Genomic DNA, 22688 nt, shown 5'->3' with positions numbered 1-22688 from the left:
ACTTTCCAATTTATCTATAAATACCCAATAAACGGTACTTAGGGCTTCTTAAAAAAATAGTATATTGTTCTCATAACCAATTAGATATTGAAATGAGAAATCTCACCTTGATCTTATTTTTTATTTCTGTATTAGGGTACTCACAAACCCAACGTAGTACAGGACTCTTATTTGATGATGAAGCTTATGAAAATACACCCGTTAAAGCAAAAAATGTTGCTTTCCAGGATGTGGTAACGGAATTTACCTCGTCTTCTTTAAAAAGCTTCGTTCCTCCCATAAAAAACCAGGGGGGATATAGTACTTGTGTAGGATGGGCAACCGCATACTACGGCAGGACCATTCTGGAGTCCAGGTTATATAACATTAAGGATTCAACGGCCATATCCCGGGGTGCTTTTGCTCCGGTGTTTACCTATCTACATTCCAACGTTGACAACGATTATAACTGTGGGGGAGGTGCCTTCATTGGCAAGGCCATGGAAGCCATGGTGGAAAAGGGCGTGCCCTACTACGAAGATTATAATGTTATGTGTGATACAGAGATACCTGAAGAATTGTATAGTTCTGCCGAGCGATTCAAGATAAAGGATTTTGCAAGAATATTTGGTTCCGATGAGTCGGAGGAGTTTAAAGTAGATGGTGTAAAACGTTCACTTCTAAATGGAAATCCCGTGGTTATCGGGTTTATGGTAGATAATGCATTTCAAAGTGCCAAGAATGTTTATGTCCCTGATAATTTGGGGACAACCGGGGGGCATGCCATGTGTGTAATTGGATATGACGATGATAAGTACGGCGGTTCTTTTGAAATTGTAAATAGTTGGGGGCCTACATGGGGAAATGATGGGTTTATGTGGATCAGGTATTCAGATTTTGCCGAGTATACAAGATATGCCTTTGAAATGATACCCTTAAAAGTCAAAAAAGAGGAAAAACAGATTTTGGCTGGAGAGGTCGACTTTATCCTTAGAAGTAACGAACCTATGAACGTACGCAATGAAAAGGGCGAATATACCGGATCCGTATTTGGTGCTCAGGATGTGGTCATTGAAAAAGAGGATGAAAGTATTGGAGATTATATTACGGAAGATGTTTATGGTACCGGAACTAGGTATCGTATGGTAACTAAAGTAAATCAACCCGCTTATGTATATGTTTTTGGGATGGATTCGGATAATGAGTTTTCTCCATTATTTCCCCATAAGGACTCCATAAGCCCGTTCATAAATTCCGATAAGTCCGAAGTTATATTGCCTGCGGCGCCAAAAGGAGCTAAGGCCTATGCGAGATTAAGCAAGGATGTGGAAAAGGACTATACCATAGTCGTTTTTTCTTTGGAAAAAATAGACATGAAGGAGGTGCAATCCAAACTTCAAGAATTGGATGGTACGTTATTAGATCGATTGTACGTGATTTTTGATGATAAGCTAATCAAAAAAGAAGCGATGAAGTTGAGTAAGGATAAAATGAGTTTTAAAGCAGAATTCGATAAAGGTTCATTGGCGATGATGATATTGGATATTAAAAGGTCCTAGAATGCAAAAACTAGCTTTTTTGATGGTCGTTCTATTGATGTATTCCTGTATGTCTTCGCAGAAATCGGAAAAAATCCAAGCTTCCAATACGATAGAAAGTACAAAAATAAAGGCCTTGATCAACCCGGAAAGATTCGGTAAAATTGAAAATGCCAATACAGTCATTAGAATTGATTTGGTCAAAACGCTTATCGAAGGAACAGAAAATGAATATTACAATCAGCTAAAAGTACTGGACACTTTGAATATCAACAGTACTCAGGAATTAAAACAAGTGCTTATTGACGATACCAATTATGTTTGGGATCCACAGAATTCAAATTCATCTTTTGATCCTCAGCAGCAGTTCATATTAAAAAACAATGATGAACAGTTGACCATACTGCTTGATGAAAATGAAAATAAAATCGCCTTTATGGACCTTTTTGGAAGAGAGGTGATCAGCGTTACCTCCGGTTTTCCTTTTTTCCGTAAAAATTTATCGAATAAAAAATAGATCAAAGGGGGGCAATTAACAAACCTCTTAATTGTTTTCTACATGCAGGAATCAAATAAAAAAAGGTATTTCTACAACTTTTTTATGAGGAACAGGAATTTGTTCAAAGAGGCATTTTTGTGTATGATTTTCGCCTTTACCGTGTTGTGCATAGTCTCTTGGATAGGTATTAGCCTTAATTTTTTTAGTCCTTTTAAAAATGCGTTTAAGGATTTTAGCTATTTGGATATGTACTATGCTGAAAAGCTAGAAACGAATGATCCAAATATAAATGAGAACATCATTTTGGTAAATGTTGACAGGCGGAATAGAAAGGAGATAGCAGGGATGCTACAAAAAATACAGGAATCCCAACCAAAAGTGATCGGTGTCGATGTCATATTTAAAGATTTGGAAGATCCCGTATGGGATCGTTTTCTTTCGGAATTTCTTAAAAGTGAAAACATAGTCGCCGCCTATGTTCTAAATGATGATAAAAGAATTATTTCAAATAAAAATATACTTGAAGAAGGTGTGGCTTTGGGATACTCGAATTTCAATTTTGATGATGAATCCGCGGTAATAAGAAATTTTAGGGGTGTCTATAAAAAAAACGATACCATCTTGGAAGCTTTTGGAACAGCCGTATCGAAGAAATTTATGGCCCAGGATTGGGACATTGGAATGGAATCCTATCTATCCATCGACAGGCCCATAAATTATTCCGGCAATAGGGATTTTTTCCTTGTTTTGGAATATGATGAAATTATGAACGGAGAGTTTTCTCCTTTGATAAAGGATAAAATTATTTTGGTAGGATATTTGGGTAATCCCATTCAACACCGATTTGATTTGGAGGACAAACATTTTACCCCGATGAATCCCAGATTTGTGGGGAAAAGTCCACCAGATACCTTTGGGTTGGTCATTCACGCGAATATTGTCCAAATGATTATTGAAGGTAATTTTATAAAAGTGGTTCCCAATTGGATACGTATCCTGTTGACGATCGTATTGACCTATATGGCCCTTTGTTACTTCATTTGGTTGAATAAAAGACAGTTGGCCAGTTATATACTTAGGTTGAATATCGTACAACTATTTTTTATCGTATTTTTTGTTTGGGTGGCCTTGTTGCTTTTCAGGCAAAAACTACTTTTTAAAACAGCTTCCATAACCGCTGTGATGGTTTTTAGTATTGGTCTGATAGGGTTTTATAAAAAGTTGGCACATTATTTATATAAACGATTTAAATGGGAAGGATTCTTTTTTCACGATTGATTTTCATCATTTTGTGTACAGTGTTTACTGCCGAATGTTTCGGTCAGGAAAGCTACTATGTGTATCAAAAAACGGGCGAGCCTAAATTTTCTTCGAACAAAAAGGCCAATAGAGGCGTATATTTTGAGGCTTTGGATACATTGAGACTTGCGGATCATGAAAAGGTCACGCTCGTAAACCAGACAGGGGAAATTTTTGCTTTGTCAGGCCCAAATGCATTTGTTTTTCAGGATATTTCGAAAAACAAGGTACAATTGAACCAAACTTCATTTACAAGAAAGTATTTTACGTATGTGTGGACGCAGTTCACAAACCGCCGAAAAAGTAAGCAGGAAGCCGGGGTAGTGTATAGGGAAGATAGGACGATCATCAAACATTTTCCAGTGGATAGTGCCAAATTATATCAGCCCAGTATATTTTTTCGATGGGAGAACAATTCAAAAAGCGATTTGGTTTATCTTTTTTTAAAACAGCATGATGGAGACCACATTACTAAAATAGGAACCGCTTCAGATTCTATGCTACTTTATGTGGACAATAATCTTTTGAAAAAGGGAAGACAATATGAATGGGCCATTAGTCTGGAGCCATTTCCCAGTTTGAAGGACATAAAATATAACACACTTACTTTGTTGGATGATGAGACTTTTCAGGAATTGAAAAAGGAAATGGATGTCTTGATTAAAACGTTTACGTTATTGGGATATCCAGAGGCCAAGATTAAGGAAGCTATCTGTGCGGATTATAAATTTTGCCCCTATTAAACAAAGGCCTACATGGATTCCGAACTTGTACCGAAACGTTCTAAAAGAAAATTACTTTGGAGGGATGCCTTATTTAGCACCCTTCTTTCCTTGATGACCTGTTTTTTGTTATCACTACTCTTTGTAAACCTAAACTTTTTTAATCCCCTTAAAAAGGCCCTGGAGGATTTTAGTTTTTTGGATATTTACTACAGTGAGCAAATGAATCCCAATTTGGATATGGATTCTAATATTGTATTAATCAATATCGAGCATGAAAACCGGGAGACTATTTTGGAAGGGTTGCAAAATGTGCTTGCTGAAAATCCAACAGTCGTTGGTTTTGACGTGATGTTGCAACATTTTGATAAATCAAAGACCGATACACTTCTGGCCCGAGTACTCAATGATAAAAGAGTAATATCGGGCTATATTTTAAAGGAAAATCAATTCTTTTTGAATCATCCGTTTTTTGTGGGTGATGGAAAACAGGGCTATGTCAACTACAATTTTGGCTACCAGGATGCGGTAGTTCGTGAATTTACCCCCACCTATGTATTTCAGGAAAATACTTTTGAGGCATTTCCCGTGGCCGTAGCCAAGTCGTATATGAGTACAGACAAATGGTATGCTAGAGGTTATCCCAAAAAATTATCGAAACCCAAATTGATAAACTATAAGAGTGATTACTTGGGATTTGTCCATTTTCCGCTAAAGGATTTTCTTTCTTTTCCCAATAAAAAAATGGTGAAGGACAAAATTGTTTTGTTCGGTTATTTGGGCAGCCCTACCGGAAATCCCTTTGATGTGGAAGACAAACACTTTACCCCTTTGAACAAGGTAACGGCCGGTAAAAGCATTCCGGATATGTATGGTATGGTCATACATGCCAATATCATTTCCATGATCCTATACAATACCTTTTTATATGAAGTTCCTTTGTTTTGGATTGTTATTCTAACCTTTTTACTCAGCTTTTTGGCCAGTGCCTACTTCATTTGGTTGGACACGAAATTAAAGATCAGTTATAGGACCGTACGTAAGGCCATTTTATTCGTTTTTACCGTACTCTTTGTTTGGTTGACCATCTCCCTGTTTAAAAATGGGATTGTAATCAAGTCCGCTCCCATTATTGCCGTGACGCTTTTTAGTGCTGGATTTGTAAAGTTTTACAAGCATTTGGTAAAGTATATTAATACTAAGACGGAATTCAACTCTTATTACAAGTAAAGTTGGATTATTTCTCCCTTGCTATTTCCACAATCTCATTTTGAAACCGAAGGTCATTTTTCAAAATGGCAAAGAAGTCGGATATAAAATCGTGTGCCGTTTCATAGCTTTTAACTTCTTTGAATAGGGGTTTATGCGCTTCCAGTATTTTTAGGATTTCCGACTCTTGCGAAAGAAAATGCTTGCGAGTGTCTTCAAAAAGGGCAGTATTCCGTTTGAATCCTCGGTATTGGCGTTCGGTCACCTTATCAATTTCCAAAGAAGTGTTATTTATGTTGGATACAACCGCGTAGGAAGCATTCACCAGACCGCTCATGTCAAAATCATAGGGAATAGGATAGCTTTTGCCCTCCTTGAAAATCAGTTTTTGGTTATGGCTATAGGCTGTGGAGAAATCCGTATTCCCGATCATAAACTGGAAAAAGGCATTGGTGGTGGAGATGGTTTCCTCCTGGTTCAAGGGATGCACAAAACGCTCAAGTACTTTGGCATCATTGCGCTTGGCCACTACTTTGTCATCCTCAATAAGGATGGTTAGCAAGGTATGGTTTTTTGGTTTTCTAGCGGCCCAAGCTTCCTCACCGTTGTACAGAACTTTGTTGGAGTCATTTAAAAACATGGCCAACGGGTGTAGTTCCTCTTTTTCACCACGGGTATCCGTATAGTCCAATGTTGCCAAGCGGGTCTTAAAGTGGATAGGGGATAGTAATTCATACATTTTATAGGCCAAGTATTCTTTAAGTACGTCATCGTTGCTGCGGTCCTCCAATAAACAAGGCAAAACTATTTTTATGTTTTTGTGGTCTTCAAAGGGCGTGTTCTGGGTACCACCCCGTTTAAAGTATACTTTTAAGGGGGTAAAATAACAGGTATTTCTTCTAAAGTTCCCCCGTGCCCTAAGGGATATGGGAACGGTATCCCAATTTTCTCCTTGCTTGTATAATAAATTGGTATGAATGCCCTTTTCTTTATTCGTCTCCTTTTTTATTTGCTTATTGGTGTAGGAGAGTTGGAGGGGGAGGGGGGGTTGAACGCTAAATAGATTATTGGATTGGATGTCATTTTGTGCGCTGAGCGTCACGAAATGAAAAAATATTAGAAATACTACATTTCGACTTTTATAATAAACAAGGCCTTTTAAATCAACCATTCACGGCAACTTTTAACAAAGCTATCGCTCTATTACCTACGGTATTGTCCGATCTAATTTCCTTGGTAATTACTTTTATGTAGTACGTTTTATCTGCTTCTATTGGTGAGAGTGATATTTCTTCTGGGCTTTCCAAGTTTTCCCGGAGAGGAATACTTGTATCCTCTGTTTCTCCAAAAAAAACATCAAAAACTAAACGATCATTGTCAAGATCTGGAGTTTGTGTCCAATTAAATTGAACCTGAGAATTACTGTTTCTTGTAATTTGAATTTGCGCCGGTAAAGGAACTTGGTTAGGTGATGGAGGGCCTTCACTGAAAAATGTATATACATCACTTTTTAGGTTTCCTTCATTTCCAATTATTTGCCATTGATACCAACTGCCTGGATCGACAGTGATTTTTTTTGAAGTTTCTTCGACTGCTATAGGTATTTGTTGTTGGTTTGAAATGTCTATGATTTCTTTATTATCATCTAGTTTGTCTACATAAATAATCAAATTATTAGGTAATCCCTCTATAGTCCATTCAACGGGTATATCAAGTTTCTCACCAACTTTTTCACCGTCTAGACAGGGGGCATCATTTTTTGGTGAAGTCAAAAAAATAGCTAAATCATTTTTTACAAATTCACCATCACATGCTAGTAATAGGCTTACTAATGCCATAAAAGAACAAATAATTACTTTTTTCATGTCTTCAGTTCTTTAATAATTTAAATTCTATATTTTCACCAGATTCCGTAGCGACATTTACTATATATAGTGCACTAGGAAAGAACGATAAATCAAGGTCAAGGCGATTATTTTTTATTTCCATTGTTTCTGTATAAATATTTTTACCTTCTAGACTGGTAACAAAAACTTTAGCTTTGCTGTCTCTTAAAAACCCGTTAATTATTATCCTTCCTTGGCTAGGGTTCGGATATATTGTCAACTCTGTTAAATTAAGTGTAGTTTCCAAGATTCCTTGACAGGCAGCTTCACCTTTAATTTTTAGATTATTGACTCCATCTTCCAACGGTACGGAAATAATAGTTTCATCGTACCCTTGTGTATCGAAAACGTACTCCTTTTCATTGTTGTAAACAATATATTTCCTGCTACCAGATACCTTTAAATATCCCATTTTACTGGAAAAGTCTATACTTTTCGCTTTGAGGGAGGTACCATTTAAAGCTTCAATGAATATTTCAAAAATCGGGGGGATAAGTTCTATGGATTCGTCCTCAAATTTAAAAGAGACCAAATGTCTACCGGAAGGTAGATTTTCTATTTCAATCTCACCATTTTCTTCCTCACCTTTTGGAGGATTTAAAGAAAAAGTAATTTCTTCTCCATCTTCTTTGACTATTGTTGCCAAATAAGCAAAAGGGGAATTATTTTTTATAATAACATTACCTTCATTGGAGTTTGCGCAGGTATTACTTAACACTTGAACCTCCAATGCATTTTCATCAAGTCTGTCACGATTTACCTCTGTACTTAGTATTTCCATTACGGCAACGGGAGTGGCCGCCGCACTGTATTGATTGCCATCTACAAGTGATAACGTTATAGTTTCGGGAACCTCTGGGCCCGTCTCAGGATCGGCTAATGCGGTGACCGTAATTTGTTGTGTTGAGGGGCCACCACTCACAAAAATTAATTGTCCATTGCCAGATTGTGTAAAGTCATTACCCTCACCTTCTGTTGCAGGGTTAGGCTTTCCATTATCGATAAAAGCATAATTTACAATGACATCGTTTCCAGAAGTATTGGCCGGAGAAATGGAAACATCAAATGTTCCTACATTACTACCGGACAACTCGGTTATTATGTCTTGAAGCGCTGTTAGGGTAACTGAATATTCAATAAGATCTTGGTCGTTTTTTGGTATGGTAACAATACCCCTATTGTTGCTGCTTATGGAATAACCTTTTTTATCCAACAGTGTGAGAATTATAGTCTTAGTATCTTCTGGGAAATCATCCGCAATTGCTTCAATATCAATAGTTTTTTCAATTTCTCCCCTAGCAAAAAATATAGAATCTCTTAAAAAGACATAATCCGTTCCATTTATGGCACTTCCTTCGATAGTATAATAAATTGACATATCAATGGGAGCTCCTGCTTCATCTTCAAGCTTTATATTAAAAACACCTTTATCTTCTTGATTTTCTTCATCGGCTGTATCATCCAATACTTGTAAAGAAGCTTGAATTGTGGGTATTATTACATAATCAGGATAGGTTATTTTTGAACTTATTAAAAGAAAGTTATCGCTTTGGGAGGTTAATTCAATCGCAAATTTTTCCTTCGGATCACCATCAGCAATTGTTCGAATAGATAAATTGAAATCTGGATCATTTTCAATTACCTCAGATGTAATGATTTCTATTCTTTTGGGAGGATTATCACTATTATCAAACAATTCTTCAAATTCCGCGGTATTATAAAAATCCTCACTTTCGCCCTGCAGAGCATCAATCATAACATCCTCTGGGTGAGTTGCTTTTGGATAGGATATGCCAATCTTATATTCTTCATTTAAAATTACTCCTTTTTCTGCATTAAACGAGAACTTTATTGATTCTCCCTCCTCAACATTATTGTGAGCACAACAACCAGCTCCTGGGTAGTCAGCCAAAAAAAGGTTACTACTATCAATTGTATAAAAAACTCTAAACTTTCCTTCATCATCAATAATTTTGGCTTGTAATGCTTCCGGCATTCGAATTGGGGGGCTTTCGGTATCTTGTGTTACAGCGGCGAGATAGTACTCATGAAGAATATCATCTTCGGTTTCTTGAGGCAATTGAACGGTAATTGAACCACTGGAAGTTCTAGGTGCAATTCTTATTTCAGAGGGCGTTGGAATGATAAAATCACTTTCGTCGGCACTCTTTCCATCATTTTGAGGGTTAGGGTCTGGAATAAAATTTATTTGAAATACCAATTCTTGGTCGGTCACATAAGGTGATCCATCATTATTTTTAAGAGTAAGGGTAAAAGTATCAGTACCCATTCCATCCTCTATAGCTCCATCTCTGCCAGCTTGGATTCCGTTTCCTTCAGTTCCGCCAGTATTTTCTAACTCAGCTTTTATATTAAAACCAATAGGTGGGACGTCAACAATTTCAAAGGTAAAGGATGCATCTTCATAAAAATCTGTTATCTGGTCATATCCATCCTCCCAAAGTACATTTTCATTACTTTGAAGTACTATTGTTATAGTTTCTCCACCGTCATTAAAATTGTCGGTGTTAACTTTTATATTAAGTTTTCCGTCTGGATTACTAGTGTTGTCAATGGTAAATGTATAAGGGTTTGATGATTCAACGACGTAATCATTGCTATCGCCGGTAGTGGAAACTTGATATTCGAATGTGAATGGAGAACCTTGAGGTAAATTAATCTCATTAGCCTCAATATGAATCTCAATTTCATCTCCCTCATTTACGAAATAATTCCCATTGGCGTCTTGGTTCGCACCCACGATAGCTGAAGAGAAAGTACTGGTTTGAAGGAAAGCATCTGTTAATATAATTTCAAAGCTTAAACTCCCATCTGCCTCAGCATTTGCCCATTCATAATTTGATGTTGGTTTTGGAAGGGTTATAACAATGGTTTCTCCAGACTCATCAACTCCGTCATTTGTGATTTCAAAAGCTATACTGCCATCAATGGGCGTGGATGCATTTACTGTAAACGAACTGGGGCTTGTAGAGCCGTTATAGTCCTCTGGTTGTGAGTTTCCCGTAACCTCGAAAATAATAGGGAAATCTTGGTTTTCAAAATCATTACCCAGGGCGTTGAATTCTATGTTGAAAGTGTTCCCTTCTCTGATACTGTAATTGGGAGCACTGCCCTCTGTACCATTAATTTGTGCCTCCACTATTAAAGGTGCATTGGTCAGAGCATCATTTATTTTTATTTCAAAGGTTCTTGTCCCATTTGCGGAGGCATTTTCCCAATTCCAATTTTCATTGTCTTCGAATAATTCGATAATTATTGTTTCACCTTCGTTAGGAATGTTATCATCTGTAATCTCAAAAGTGATTCTACCATCAACGACCTGAGAACTATTTACAGTAAAACTACTTGGGTTTGGTGGAGGTGTATAGTCGTCTAAGCTTATGCCACTGGGAACGTAAGCGTAGCTGAAAGTCTGTCCATCCGCTTCATCGCTTAACGCATTTATTTCAATGGAGAAAGATTCACCTTCATTAACGGAGAAATTCGGCCCAATACCCGCTCCGGTTAGAGTTGCAGATACCAAAAACGGTTGGACTGTACTACAATCTGTCCGGTATTCTGTTGCATCATCTTTTTGCCACCCCCCTTGGGCCTGGGCGGTGCCAACATTACTTACTTCAATACAGCTTAAATTAACATTTCCGATGGCATTCAGCGTCGTTAGTGTGTCGTCAATGTCTTTGAGGTTCAAAGATTCAAAGTTGTTATTGTCAACCCGTAGCGTACTAAGTAAGTCTAAACCGGTAAAATCCAAGCTTGTAAAATTGGAATTGGTAATGGTCAATTCCTGTAATTGTGATAAAGAACCTAAACCGGTCAAGTTGTTTAGGTTTGGGCAATTGGAAGCAATGAGATTAGAAATATAATCTGTTTGCCCCCCAAGTGTTAAGGTGCCAAAATTATTTCCGCTAATATTCAAAGTCTGTACATTAGGAACACCACCAAAACTAAAATTAGAAGATGCATTTCCTAAACTATTATTTATTAATTCCAAGGTAGTTACGTTAGACAATGGTAAACCACTGGGCACATTTTGAAAGAATATTTCGCCACCAGCTACATTAGTGTTATTAGCATAAATTTCAATTAAACTAAGGTTTTGAAGTCTTAGAGCATTTAAATTATTGTTACTTACATCCAGTATTTCCAAAGAGGTAAACGCTTCCAAACCAGTTAGGTCCGTTACCCCTTGATTGGAAATATCCAAGTTAGTTTGGTTCGAAATGTCTGCAGTCAGTACCAAACCATTTGGGATACCACCTTGGGTGTCAATTCCGTTCGAGATTAAAGCAGATTCAAAATTTCGATCAGGGATCTGAGTGTAAATAGAAGGACATGAGTTTGAAAAAACAGTAGCACCATTTTTTCTAAAATTGGTATTGCCGTTTAGGGACGTGGCCGTTGCAGCACTTTCCACTTGTATACAGGATAAGTTAGGGTTGTCCTGCACGTTCATGTTGGTTAAATTGCTAAGACCAGAAATATCCAGACCCAAAAGGTTGTTTTGGGCAATATCAAAAATCTCCAGACTTGTGTTGGTGGATACATTAATACCCGAAAGATTATTGACGTTAAGACCTATAATCTCCAAATTGATCAGACCGTTAATGTTAATTTGCTCCAAATCATTAAAAAAGGCTCGAATATCTAAAAGGGAAGACATTCCTTCTACATCCAGCACGGTCAGGTCATTACCCTGTACCCATAATACTTGCAAACTCCCAAAATCCTTTATTCCTGTTAAATCTGTAATTCCTAAACCTATCTCATTTTGGTTTACATTAAAATTTGGGTCGCCTGTGAGATTGAGAAATGTAATGTTCTGGATATCAGTAGTCAATATTTGACCATCGACAGCCCCCCCTTCTGAATCGTACCCCTGGTCAATTAAAGCTTGTTCAAAATTTGGGTCAGGAATAGCCGTATATTGACCATAAGACCAAGTCGTAACAATTAGTATAATGAGGAGTAGTAATTTTCTTTTCATATTAAATCTTTTTAAAATACCTTTTCCAAAACAGGCAGGCTGATTCCAAAATAAATGTGATTTAAAGGCATGTTGGGCAGGCTCACACAACCGGCCGTGATGTATTTATACCGAACCGCCAATCCAACATGGATACTCCCGGTTTCCATCACATACGCAAGAGGGATACTTGCACTAAAATCCGAGGTTTCATACCGGGGAGCCAGTGTAGCCATACCAAATCTAGTATTTGTAAATTCGTCGTCTTTGGAGGTCAGCGCCTGCACATAGTTGAGGTTTACATAGTATTTATTGTCATTCAGGACTAGGTAGTCCGCATTGATGTTTAAGCTCATGGGAAGCGCAAACGTGACGCTGCCCTGTTGAATCCTTTCATCCTGTGGAGTATGGGTATTTGCACCATCCAAGGTTTGGAACAGTTCTTCTGTATTGTCCGGTTCAATTGAGTTACCTTCAAATTTAAACAACATCTTTCGTATGTCCTTTTCTTCTTTTCCGTACTCAATACCTCCAATATCCAAAACAGCGGCGCTTAACCGTAACTTGTATGTGTTAACGGTTGCACTGCTATTCCTGGCGCCAACCCGGTTAGTCTCTCTTGGACGCCACTCGTAAACTAGGCCAATATCCCCACCTATTCCCTGTCCATTATAATCAAACCCAATCGCATGGGTGTAAAATGCATCGGTTTCTGCTGTAGCGTTGGAAGGAAGTGATGCGGTGGCAGTGTTTAAATAGGTTAATTGTTCAACGCCTGTAATGTTTCCGTTTTCGTCGGTTGAAAGACTGCCGCGCACCTCTGTACCACGCCTACCGGCCAAATATTTAATGGTGCCACCAATTTTTAAAAAGTGATAGTTACCCCTAATGGCTGCAAAGGCATAGTTGATACCAAATTCGTCCCATTGGTGGGTGGTATTGTTGAAGTTGGATGTATTTATGGGTATGGATCCGTTATAATCGGGATTGGTCAGTCGTGCCCAAAGCCCTCCATTGTAGCCTTGGTAATCCGTGTAGGAACGGGAACGCCATAGAAAAGCAGCGGCATGCCTGGGAGAAAAACCCCAAAGAACAGAGGGCAATAAAATATCTTGGTCAACCATGGAGTTATTTTTAAGACTTAAACTTTTTTCATCAACTTCTTGAAAGTCCAAAGCATTGAAACCATTTGGATTTTGGATGATGTCCTGAAAATCGGTTTCGCCAATCTCGGTGGGATTGAAAAAGTGATAGGACATACCGTTGATATGATACCTGTATTTGGATTCTACACTGTTGGCCGGATTTTGCACCACATTATAGATTCCGCCATAGTTGTCAAAAACGGTGCCGTGTCCAAATTGGGCAAGTGCCAGAAATGGTAAAAAAAGTATAAATGATAAAATATAGTGGTCTCTTTGCATTTTGGTTGGTGGTTTGAAGGTCCTTACGGACAAAGCGGGGGATTTTCAAGATAGAAAATTTTCATGGTTTTTATCATTGTTAAATTGCTTTTTGTCGATAAAAAGATAGGTTTATCGATAAAATCAAATATAACAGGTAAGGCCAAATAAATAAATACCCATTATTGGGTATAATTTGGAATGAGGAGATTGATAATCAGTTGATTGTAAAGAAGGAAAGTATTGGGTAGACTTAAAGAAAAGACCTACAAAATATCGCTTTTTCAAGTATTGTTAGAACTGAATATCCGTTATTTTTCGTTCCTGATATATACCTTCTCCGGTTTGGGGAATATCACTTTTTAGAGGAACGAGACTGGTATTCATTTCGGTAGGAAAAAGTAGTTCGTTAAACTTTTTATAGTGTCCATACACTATTTTTCGTTCGGTGTTTTTCTTATCTTTTGGATTTCCTTTTTTAAAAGATTCAATCAGCTCTTTTTCTACGATGGCATACAGGAGTCCAGTAGCTGTTTGATAAAAATAACTTTTTTCCACCGTCACGCGTTTGCCCTTTTTTTGAAGATCACCAAATTCCATGCGTTCTTCGGGCAATTTGAGTTCAAAACATTCGATGCCGTCGATTCTTTCTCTGCCATTGTAGGTCGCTACCTCTGGATTGGATAGTAAAACAAAGTCTTCAAAAAAATTACTCAAGCTTGGCTCAATGTCCTTTTTAAACTCATAGTCATCTTGTTTTTCTGTTCCTATGCGAGGAGCACCTGGATTCCATTTTTCCTCATTTGAATATTTCCAAAATAAAGAGTCGTTTTCAACTTTGTAATTCTCACTGTAATCCCGTCCCTCCAAGGCTTTGTTTACCAATATGGTATTTGGGTTCAGCACATATTCATGTTGAAATTCGTTGGATATGGCATTTAAGCTTTGACCAATTTTTTCGGTGATTTTTTCACGAAATTTTAGTTCCCTTATTTGGCCTAGTTCTTTTTGTCCGCCAGCTTCCTTGTAATACCTGTTAATGATAAGTTCTGGAAGAATATCCCGATCCGGGGTATTTTCGTTTAATAAAACCGTTCTTTGGGTTGGATTATTGATTCGGTTCCATCCTTCTTTTATGGCTTCCAAACGTTCCGCCCTTCCGGGATGGGTGCTAGAGGCTTTTTCCGGATAATTTTTGAACATGCTCTGTGCTTCCTCAAGGGTACTACCCATACGGGCCATGGTGGACCCGGCAAATCGGTCTGCACTGATCTCATATCTATGATTGCTGCCCACGTTGTTCAAAGAGTGATAGTTTAAAAGATGGCCTACTTCATGGGCCATTACTCCTATGGAAGCCCAATCTGTACGGGAGCTATTTTTCATCTTTGCAAGCCAGACAGGGTCATATAGGATATAAGGGTCTTTTTTACCACTATTATCTTCTTGTATACTGGCCAATGCGTTTTGAATATTGTGGCATTGCCTAATTTTAAAGGTTCTGTTTAAGCCCATTTGGGCCATGATTTCGTCCACGATAGCCTCGGCTTCGGGGTCCGCTTGATAGCTTTGGTTGCCAAAGCAACTTTCATCCACTTCTTCGTATACAATATCCTGTTGGAAACCCTGACCAACAGCTGATTGGTAGAACCAAAAGAACAATAGTACAGTGAGATATTTCAAACCTTTAAAATTTGATTAATAGCTTGATGTTTAAAGAGGTATTTAACGTACCATAACAAATCCCTAAATTTGGGTTTCATACTATTTTTACGACTTAGAGTTGTAAAATACTAAATTTTGTCAATTGTTTAAAATGTATGGTGCGCACAGTGGTTTTTAATTGAATTTGGTACTTAAAAGGCGTACCAATTGTAGGTTATTGTTTTTTTGATTTGAAATCTTTACTCTTTCTTTTGTGGTACACAGGTATTTTAAGTCCAAGGAATATGTCTGCCAATTGGGCATTATTGCCTAGGTTGGAAAATAAACTTCCAGAACCTATCAAAAGCGGACCCAATCGCAACCCTAAGCCTATTGAGGTTCCACTTAATTTACTATTAGAAATAGGTAGATAGGCTCCAAAAATCCTGGATTCATACCTTGGTGTAAGCGTAATAAGATTCAAAGGGTTGTTATTAAAAGTGGCATTCATATCCAACAAACCTTGGTTTATATTTAGGTTCAGATACCATTGCTTGGTTAACCAGTAATCAACGTTTAAATTAATGGTGCCAGGGAGTTTCCAGGCTTGGTTATTTACAAGGGTTTGTGGAACAACCTGATCCTCAATGGCCGATATGAAATCTTCTTCTAGATCTTGGGCAGCAAATGTTGCATTAATTTGATAGGTGGAGCTCTCCGTATTGCGATAGGTTATTTTTCCAATATCCAAAAAAGATAGCCCCATTCTTAGTTTGTATTGATTGAATCCCCTAGGATTATCGCCATTGGAAGGAGCTAAGGATGAGGGGGTTCTAAACTCGTAAACAACGCCAAAATCAAAACCATACCCTGGTGAAAGGTTGTCAAAATAGTCAACATCCCCCTCAGTTTCCGTAGCACTAAAAGCATAGGAAAGGTCACCGTTTAGGGACACCTCTTCGATACTAGAATCGTACTGGCCATTAAGCTGAGTACTGCTACCTTGAATAGCCCCTCCGCCAAGGAGGTATTTTAAAGAAATCCCTCCTTTTAACCTATGATATTTTTTTTGTAGCAGTATTGATCCATAGGATAGGCCTATTTCAGCCCAAGCGTGTGTGGTAAAATCCATATTGTTCGCAACAAAATCAAAGTCCTGGTTGGCAAACCCATCATAAACACTTTCAAAAAGAGTACCGTTAATATTGTTTACGTTTCCAATGGCCCTTATTCTTGTAAATAGCGCAAGTCCGTTTTTCTCATTAAGTGAAAATTGTATGGAAGGCCCCAATACATCTAAATTTATCAAAAAGTTATTAGTATCGGAAGCAAGTCTCTCCAAACTATCAAAACTATCATTTTCAATAAAAGAAGTGATATTCCCCAAGGTCAAGGGGGTATAATCAGTACTTGCTACACTATTGATGGAAAAAAGGTTGAGTTCCCACTTAGTACGACTGTCCGCAAGGCTACCCGGATTGATAATGGTGTTATGTATTCCGCTAAAATTATCTGTAAAAAGACCGCTATAGGATTGGCCGAAGGTCTTACCCCAAAGTATAAATAAGAATAGAATATACGCGTATTTCATAAGGTTATCCAACGTTTGGTTATGATCAAAAATAGTAGGCGGGCATACCTAATTCAATACCTAGTAAAGGGTATATATAGTTCTCCTTAGTGTCGATTTGAAGGGGTAAGTAAGTTTCTTTGAAGCCAGTTGAAGAAGAACATGGTCATTCGCCAAGTGCCCGTATCAAAAATTTGGAGATATTGTTCTGGTTACTTTGATAAAGTTCTAGATAGCGGTCCCAATTTTGTGTCTTTGCATTGATTTCGCGTATCCTAACCTGGACGGTCTGAAGTACTTTCATTTTTGGTATTACCTGATAGTTTATTTCTGGAATTTCCCTTTTTTCTCCATCAATGAACTGTTCGTCCAATAGAATGGGGTTGATGTGGAATTCCTGGGCCTTATCATCCTCGTCAAAATAATAAAATCCAATATCCAGAATATAGTTAATTCGGTTACCCGGTCCACTTAGTTTACACCAGGAATGATTGAGTTCGTAGGATTTTAGGCCTAGATAATAATAACCTTCTACATTTTTTACGTTACCTAGGTCAAATACAAATCGATTGATTACTTCCCGCCCCCCAAATTCGTTGAGACCAGATTGTTGGAAGACCATGTTTTGCTCAGAATCTAGTTTTGTAAAACTTCCAGAATTTTCAAAAAAGGAATAACTGGCAAAATATTCTTTATTGAAATTATCAGGATTATAGAATAATTTGGAGGCCCCATCAACCAACAAAGGTATGAGTTTGACGGCCAATGCACCCAGGGCCAGCCCAAAGGATTCCTTAGTATCCGTTGATTCCGCTTTAAATAAGAGCTCTCGTTTAATTTCTTTGAAATCGGTCTTTTCAACCTCTTGGTTTTTCAGGGCATAGTACGTTTCAACTTGGGAATATCCGGAAACATGGGCATACATAAAAATGGTTAGAATGTACAATGACCTGACAATCATTTTTTTTGAGTATTTCAATTCTCCTTAAAAATAGGGGAAAAGATTAAAATTCATACTTTTTTTCCAAGGCGTACCTCAGTAACTCTCCTTTTCCCTGGATTTCCAATATGCGCATCATGTTTTTTCTATGGGTGTCAACGGTGTGTATGCCGATAAAAAGTTCATCTGCAATTTCCCTTGATGTCTTTCCTTGTGCGATCAAGGATAATATTTCTTTTTGTCGTTTGGTCAACCGACCTTTGCTGGAGGCTTTTTTTTGATTTTCTGCAAATGAGAGATCAATATTGCCATCATAATAAGTACCGCCTTGGGCAACGGTCAAAATTGCCTCCAAGACTTGGTTAAGGGAAGCGTTTTTAAGAATATATCCGGTTGCGCCCGCATGCAACATTTTTTTTACGGCCCCCTCTTGGTCGAACATGGTAAAAGCCAAAACGGTAATATGGGGGTGCTCCGCTTTGATAATTTTTGTTGCTTCAATCCCGTCCATAATGGGCATTCTAATGTCGGTAATTATAACATTTGGATTTCTTTTCCGTACGACCTCCAATAACTCCTGCCCGTTGTTGGCAGTGCCTACAATTTGGATATTTTCCTCGTATTTAAGAAGTAGCTCCAAGCCATCTATCAACGACTGATGATCTTCAGCAATTGCTAACCGTATCATATGGGTATATCAATAATTATGGTCGAACCTTTACCGGGTTCGGATTCAATATGAAAAGTGCCCTCCAAATGGGATATTCGTTTGTCGATACTTTTGAGGCCCATTCCATCCTTACCTTTCTTTATGGTTTTTGGGTCAAAACCTATTCCGTTATCTTCGACCAAAATGTTTAGCACATCACCGTGGTTGGTGAGGTGTATGTTTGCCATTGTGGCCTTGGCATGTTTAATGATATTAGTTATCAATTCTTGGATAATTCTGAACAGGTTTATTTCCAGGCTATTTTCAAGCCGATTGTCCAAACCAAAATCCTGAACAGTTACCCCTATTCTATTTGATTGCGAAATTTTTTCAGCCATTTGATTAACAGCTCTTAATAGTCCTTGCTTCGCAATGACCCCGGAATTTTTTTCATGGGCGATAGCCCGTATTTTTTGATAGGCCTCTTCCAATAGTTCATTGGTCTTATTATAAAGTTCTTGCTTGTTACTTATTGATTTTTCTTGCAAGGAGTTGAAATGAAGTTTTACGTTTGCCATCAATCCACCTAAATCATCATGAAGGTCATGGGCGATGCGTTGCCGCTCCTTTTCCTGCCCTTCTATCATTGCATCAATGGTAGCCAGTTCCTGATCCTTTAGAAGTGTTGCCACTTTCTGTTCCTCCAATATTTTTCCCTGCTCAGCGAGCAATTGTTTGCGCTTGGTGTTTTTATAGGTAAGTACACCAATGACTGACCCAAAAAGAAGGGCCAGTCCAAGTGCCAGGGTCCAAATTTTTATCTTTTTGTTCTGGGCATCCAACTCTAATTTGTCCAGCTTTAGTTTGTCCGTTTGATTTTGGACCTTTAAGATGGAGGATTCCAGAGTGTTGTTTTTGTAGCCAAGTTGATACTCAACATCTACTGATTTTCGTAAATAAAAATACGCTGAATCATAGATACCTTCTTTTTGAAATATTAAGGATTCCAAACGGGTAGAATAAAATAAATCTCTAAGTGTATGGGAACTATTTTTGAATATCTTCAAATAACGTTTGGCCTTCTCAATTTGGTTGTTTTCCATATGTATAGAAGATAATTGCCAGGCCACTTTTCCTCGTAGTACATTGAAATATTTATTTTTGGAAGCGATACTATCCGCTTTTAAAAAAAAATCCTCTGCTTTCCCATAGTCCTTTTCAATTTTATGGTAAATACCTTTTTCGAAATAGTACTTGGGATATAAAGGATGCGTTTTCTTCAATCTTAAAAAAATTGAATCGAGTTTGCCGTAATATGAATAATACTGCGCGTCTACTTCAAGGATATCGTCATCGGCCTTGGTAAGAAAAATCAATTGGTATAGAAGAATTAAAAAATCATCGGTAGTGTCATTTCTTAATTCTATCAGTCGTTCCAAGAAAGGTTCAAATTGACTGCTTCCAATAAATATTTCTGCAGCAAACAGGTCAAGTGTCCCAATCAACGCTGCTTTGGCCAAAACCTCGTTTTCTAGGGACTCCGCTATTTTAAGTGCGCTAGAGAAATTTTTGAAGGCCTGAAGATTGTCTTGCTTTATAGCATAGTTGTTTTGATATGCGGATATTAGGAACTTAACAAAGTTTAATTCTTTGTTTTCAGAAGGTTCGGTGCTAACGCTATTATCTGTTTTGGGTGTTTTTTCAGTCAATAAATTCACAAGGGTAATCAAATGACCTTTCAATATATCATCTTCTATATTGCAAGCGATTAAATAAGCGTTATCGTAATCTTGATTTTTTGTTGCATTAAAAAAAGTCTCTAGTTTTTTGTTGTTGGACAATAGATTGGAACTAATCAGAAAAAAACAGATTAAGAATTTATACATTAGAATACGACCTTGTTAAAACTGGTATTGCACCTTCGTCCTGGAAGTGAAAATGCAATTTCATTGGTGGCACTTAGCTCACTTTCTTGTTCTTTGTCATAATCCTCTTTTCTTACAACATGTCTTCCATCCATATAAAAAAATTCAAAATCGAATGCCTTTCCATTGTCAGGTTTACAGTCTATTCGGCCATCTTTGCCGTAAACTATATTTCCGTTAGCATCTTTTATGGGAAACATGGGATTTAGGTACCTTTCTGAATGTAAATAGCTGCCTTGCTCAAAATGTAAGTTGTTTAAAGAGTTTTCGCTAAGGATATAATTTGTCTTATCTGAGAGGGCACGTGTATAAATCTTAAAAGTAGCTCCGCTATTATTTCTGTCTGCTACTACCACAACAGAATCAATACCAATAAAATAAGTTGGCTTATAGTTTACGATTTCAAATTCAATGTTCTTTATCGTTTTATAGTTTTGTCCCAATGTTGATTCACCAATTTCAATAGATGCATAAATACCGTAGTTTGTCTGGTAATTTTGACCGGCCATGAGAAGTTGTTTTCTGTTGTCGTTAAAATCAAGGGTTGAACTATAATCTTCCATTCCGACCACTCTTTTAACAATAAGAGGAGCAGTGTCCTTGATTTTCCTTAATTGGGCCGTCAATGGAGAAATTACCAGTACTAACAATAAAATGATTAATGGCCTGGATTTTTTTTTGGTTACTGTCATTATCTAAGTTTTTAAAGTTCTATGGCCAAATATGGCCAAATTGATCAGTTAATGGTATACCAGATAATGGGGATATTTCCAAAAGATAGGAATTTAATCGGATATTGGTTTATCAATAGTGACTTTGTAATCAACATTTTAATGAATAAGCATCTGGTTTGTCCATAAAAAAGGTATGGTTAGTGACCTTAACCAACATTCTGGGTCTAAAAAGTAAATACTTCCCCCATGATGTACTTTGTATTGCTTATAGTTACCCTGGTTTTGTTTATTCTTGTGGTAGTTGCCATCATTGATTTGAAAAAATCGACCAAGGAATATCGCGATTATAAAAATCAAAGGGACAATACAAGAACTGACCTTTAGATTTCGCGATTTACAGAGATTCATTAAAAGTGTCTACATTTAGGTAAATTTAATTTACCCAGTGAAATGAGCCATAACAAGTCTTGATACTCACCTAGATGTCCCGATAGCTATCGGGATGGCGATCGAGGATTCATGAACGCTCATGGTAGACAAACTGAAATGATGTGAATAATTACACTGGCCTGAACGAGGCAGTTGGGCATGTCTGACCTATGAAAAACAACATAAATAAACAGATGAATAGATGGACTACTGCAATGATGTACTTAGGCATACTCTGTATGATGGGATGCAATATGAATTCTGACCACATGACCTATGATTTATATGTAGGAACGTATACGGACGGGGATAGCAATGGTATTTATCAACTGAAATTCAATGCGAATACAGGAGCCTTAACCAACAAACAATTGGCGGCAACTATTGAAAACCCTTCATATATAAAGTTTTCTCCAGATAATTCAATGCTTTATTCCGTACTGGAAACAGATTCCTTTGAAAATAAAACTGGCGGTGTTATGGCCTTTGAATTAATAGAAGGTAAACTCGTTGAAAAAAGGGGTGTGGTTACCGTGGGTGCACATCCTTGTCATATAGCCGTTTCAGATGATGGGAAAAATATGGCTATTTCTAGTTATACTGGGGGGAATTCCACTATTTTCAATTTGGACGAGATAGGTGGGCTAATGGAGAATCCACAAGTAATTGACCTGCAAAGTTTGGATACTGTAAAGACATCCCATGCACACTCTGCCGCCTTTACAAAGGAAGGGTTATTCATTGCCGATTTAGGCCTGGATGCCGTGAAGCGATTTTCTTTGGATGCCGCAAAGTTCAAACCAAACGAACAAGCTTCCATTGATTTACCCGATGGAGCAGGGCCAAGACATTTTACTTTTGGTCAAAATGGAAAGTATCTGTATGTCATTAATGAATTGAATTCCACTATTACCATTTTTAAAAGGGAGGGTTCTACCTATGTGGAAAAAGAAACACATGCTACACTGTCCCAAGACTTTTCTGGAGAAAGTTACTGTGCCGATATCCATTTATCACCCGATGGCAATTTCCTATATGGATCAAATAGAGGTGAGCAGACCATTGTCATTTTTAAAGTGGACAAAGCAACGGGTACCTTAAGCCTTGTGGGCAGGGAGTCCGTTCATGGGGATTGGCCGCGTAATTTTACGATTGACCCAAGTGGTAATTTTTTGCTGGTGGCCAACCAAAAGAGCAATAATATTGTGGTCTTTAAAAGAGACCAGGAGCTAGGCACTTTAGCATTCTTGGAAGAAATTGATTTGCCCAATCCCGTTTGTTTGGAGTTTTTGGATTGAAAACTAATTGGCCCTATGTTTACGGAAATTCACTTTA

17 protein-coding genes are annotated in these 22688 nt (G+C 37.7%); 7 read left to right on the top strand and 10 right to left on the bottom strand.

The annotated features are described in order from the left end of the window. Nucleotides 1-92 precede the first annotated feature (92 nt). The 5 genes from DZC72_RS04730 (at nucleotide 93) to DZC72_RS04710 (ending at nucleotide 5267) form a co-directional block, all read left to right on the top strand. Nucleotides 93-1538, top strand: coding sequence for a C1 family peptidase (locus tag DZC72_RS04730; protein ID WP_125221719.1), 1446 nt, complete (start codon nucleotides 93-95; stop codon nucleotides 1536-1538). 1 nt (nucleotide 1539) lies between these two features. Then, nucleotides 1540-2034 (top strand): hypothetical protein, encoded by a 495-nt coding sequence (locus DZC72_RS04725; RefSeq protein WP_125221718.1) that lies wholly within the window; start codon nucleotides 1540-1542, stop codon nucleotides 2032-2034. Nucleotides 2035-2118: 84 nt separating this feature from the next. Beyond that, nucleotides 2119-3294, top strand: a complete 1176-nt coding sequence (locus DZC72_RS04720) for a CHASE2 domain-containing protein (RefSeq protein ID WP_165869274.1) — start codon at nucleotides 2119-2121, stop codon at nucleotides 3292-3294. Beyond that, complete coding sequence (locus DZC72_RS04715; RefSeq protein ID WP_125221716.1) at nucleotides 3267-4058, top strand: hypothetical protein; 792 nt, start codon at nucleotides 3267-3269, stop codon at nucleotides 4056-4058. The genes DZC72_RS04720 and DZC72_RS04715 overlap by 28 nt, the downstream gene beginning before the upstream one ends. Nucleotides 4059-4070: 12 nt before the next feature. Beyond that, nucleotides 4071-5267, top strand: a complete 1197-nt coding sequence (locus tag DZC72_RS04710; RefSeq protein ID WP_125221715.1) for a CHASE2 domain-containing protein — start codon at nucleotides 4071-4073, stop codon at nucleotides 5265-5267. 7 nt (nucleotides 5268-5274) lie between these two features. On the opposite strand, the gene DZC72_RS04705 is transcribed toward DZC72_RS04710, so the two are convergent. The 10 genes from DZC72_RS04705 to DZC72_RS04660 all read right to left on the bottom strand — a co-directional run bounded on the left by DZC72_RS04705 (nucleotide 5275) and on the right by DZC72_RS04660 (nucleotide 20942). Continuing rightward, nucleotides 5275-6348 carry a hypothetical protein gene (locus DZC72_RS04705; RefSeq protein WP_125221714.1) on the bottom strand — a complete coding sequence of 358 codons (1074 nt, stop codon included), beginning with the start codon at nucleotides 6346-6348 and terminating at the stop codon, nucleotides 5275-5277. Between the two features lie 61 nt (nucleotides 6349-6409). After that, nucleotides 6410-7111 carry a hypothetical protein gene (locus tag DZC72_RS04700; RefSeq protein WP_125221713.1) on the bottom strand — a complete coding sequence of 234 codons (702 nt, stop codon included), beginning with the start codon at nucleotides 7109-7111 and terminating at the stop codon, nucleotides 6410-6412. Nucleotides 7112-7115: 4 nt separating this feature from the next. After that, complete coding sequence (locus DZC72_RS04695) at nucleotides 7116-12140, bottom strand: Calx-beta domain-containing protein (protein ID WP_125221712.1); 5025 nt, start codon at nucleotides 12138-12140, stop codon at nucleotides 7116-7118. 11 nt (nucleotides 12141-12151) lie between these two features. Then, nucleotides 12152-13543 (bottom strand): DUF5723 family protein, encoded by a 1392-nt coding sequence (locus tag DZC72_RS04690; protein ID WP_125221711.1) that lies wholly within the window; start codon nucleotides 13541-13543, stop codon nucleotides 12152-12154. A gap of 273 nt (nucleotides 13544-13816) precedes the next feature. Continuing rightward, the gene (locus DZC72_RS04685; protein WP_125221710.1) at nucleotides 13817-15205 is read right to left on the bottom strand and encodes a M48 family metalloprotease; all 1389 of its coding nucleotides are present in this window, start codon (nucleotides 15203-15205) and stop codon (nucleotides 13817-13819) included. A gap of 196 nt (nucleotides 15206-15401) precedes the next feature. Beyond that, nucleotides 15402-16757 (bottom strand): DUF5723 family protein, encoded by a 1356-nt coding sequence (locus tag DZC72_RS04680; protein WP_125221709.1) that lies wholly within the window; start codon nucleotides 16755-16757, stop codon nucleotides 15402-15404. A gap of 145 nt (nucleotides 16758-16902) precedes the next feature. Then, nucleotides 16903-17697 carry a hypothetical protein gene (locus DZC72_RS04675; RefSeq protein WP_125221708.1) on the bottom strand — a complete coding sequence of 265 codons (795 nt, stop codon included), beginning with the start codon at nucleotides 17695-17697 and terminating at the stop codon, nucleotides 16903-16905. A 43-nt stretch (nucleotides 17698-17740) separates the two neighbouring features. After that, nucleotides 17741-18364 (bottom strand): response regulator, encoded by a 624-nt coding sequence (locus tag DZC72_RS04670; RefSeq protein WP_125221707.1) that lies wholly within the window; start codon nucleotides 18362-18364, stop codon nucleotides 17741-17743. Beyond that, nucleotides 18361-20166: an ATP-binding protein gene (locus tag DZC72_RS04665; RefSeq protein ID WP_165869273.1), complete on the bottom strand. Its 1806-nt coding sequence runs from the start codon at nucleotides 20164-20166 to the stop codon at nucleotides 18361-18363. Before DZC72_RS04665 ends, DZC72_RS04670 begins: the two co-directional genes overlap by 4 nt. 44 nt (nucleotides 20167-20210) lie before the next feature. Further along, nucleotides 20211-20942, bottom strand: coding sequence for a hypothetical protein (locus DZC72_RS04660; RefSeq protein WP_125221705.1), 732 nt, complete (start codon nucleotides 20940-20942; stop codon nucleotides 20211-20213). A gap of 228 nt (nucleotides 20943-21170) precedes the next feature. Between DZC72_RS04660 and DZC72_RS17705 the strand changes: the two genes are divergently transcribed. Beyond that, the gene (locus tag DZC72_RS17705) at nucleotides 21171-21308 is read left to right on the top strand and encodes a hypothetical protein (RefSeq protein ID WP_165869272.1); all 138 of its coding nucleotides are present in this window, start codon (nucleotides 21171-21173) and stop codon (nucleotides 21306-21308) included. A 239-nt stretch (nucleotides 21309-21547) separates the two neighbouring features. Then, on the top strand, nucleotides 21548-22651 hold the full coding sequence (locus DZC72_RS04655; protein WP_165869271.1) for a lactonase family protein: 1104 nt from the start codon (nucleotides 21548-21550) through the stop codon (nucleotides 22649-22651). Nucleotides 22652-22688: the final 37 nt, after the last annotated feature.

Origin of the sequence: Maribacter algicola (genome assembly GCF_003933245.1) — a bacterium.
In the GTDB taxonomy this organism is placed as follows: Bacteria; Bacteroidota; Bacteroidia; order Flavobacteriales; family Flavobacteriaceae; genus Maribacter; species Maribacter algicola.
This window is presented reverse-complemented; position numbering and strand designations above follow the sequence as displayed.

Coding starts and splice junctions, on each gene's coding strand:
- DZC72_RS04720 (WP_165869274.1), top strand. CDS start 2,119: ATGAGGAACAGGAATTTGTTCAAAGAGGCATTTTTGTGTATGATTTTC.
- DZC72_RS04690 (WP_125221711.1), bottom strand. CDS start 13,543: ATGCAAAGAGACCACTATATTTTATCATTTATACTTTTTTTACCATTT.
- DZC72_RS04710 (WP_125221715.1), top strand. CDS start 4,071: ATGGATTCCGAACTTGTACCGAAACGTTCTAAAAGAAAATTACTTTGG.
- DZC72_RS04680 (WP_125221709.1), bottom strand. CDS start 16,757: ATGAAATACGCGTATATTCTATTCTTATTTATACTTTGGGGTAAGACC.
- DZC72_RS04715 (WP_125221716.1), top strand. CDS start 3,267: ATGGGAAGGATTCTTTTTTCACGATTGATTTTCATCATTTTGTGTACA.
- DZC72_RS04660 (WP_125221705.1), bottom strand. CDS start 20,942: ATGACAGTAACCAAAAAAAAATCCAGGCCATTAATCATTTTATTGTTA.
- DZC72_RS04675 (WP_125221708.1), bottom strand. CDS start 17,697: ATGATTGTCAGGTCATTGTACATTCTAACCATTTTTATGTATGCCCAT.
- DZC72_RS04655 (WP_165869271.1), top strand. CDS start 21,548: ATGAATAGATGGACTACTGCAATGATGTACTTAGGCATACTCTGTATG.
- DZC72_RS04725 (WP_125221718.1), top strand. CDS start 1,540: ATGCAAAAACTAGCTTTTTTGATGGTCGTTCTATTGATGTATTCCTGT.
- DZC72_RS17705 (WP_165869272.1), top strand. CDS start 21,171: ATGATGTACTTTGTATTGCTTATAGTTACCCTGGTTTTGTTTATTCTT.
- DZC72_RS04670 (WP_125221707.1), bottom strand. CDS start 18,364: ATGATACGGTTAGCAATTGCTGAAGATCATCAGTCGTTGATAGATGGC.
- DZC72_RS04700 (WP_125221713.1), bottom strand. CDS start 7,111: ATGAAAAAAGTAATTATTTGTTCTTTTATGGCATTAGTAAGCCTATTA.
- DZC72_RS04695 (WP_125221712.1), bottom strand. CDS start 12,140: ATGAAAAGAAAATTACTACTCCTCATTATACTAATTGTTACGACTTGG.
- DZC72_RS04730 (WP_125221719.1), top strand. CDS start 93: ATGAGAAATCTCACCTTGATCTTATTTTTTATTTCTGTATTAGGGTAC.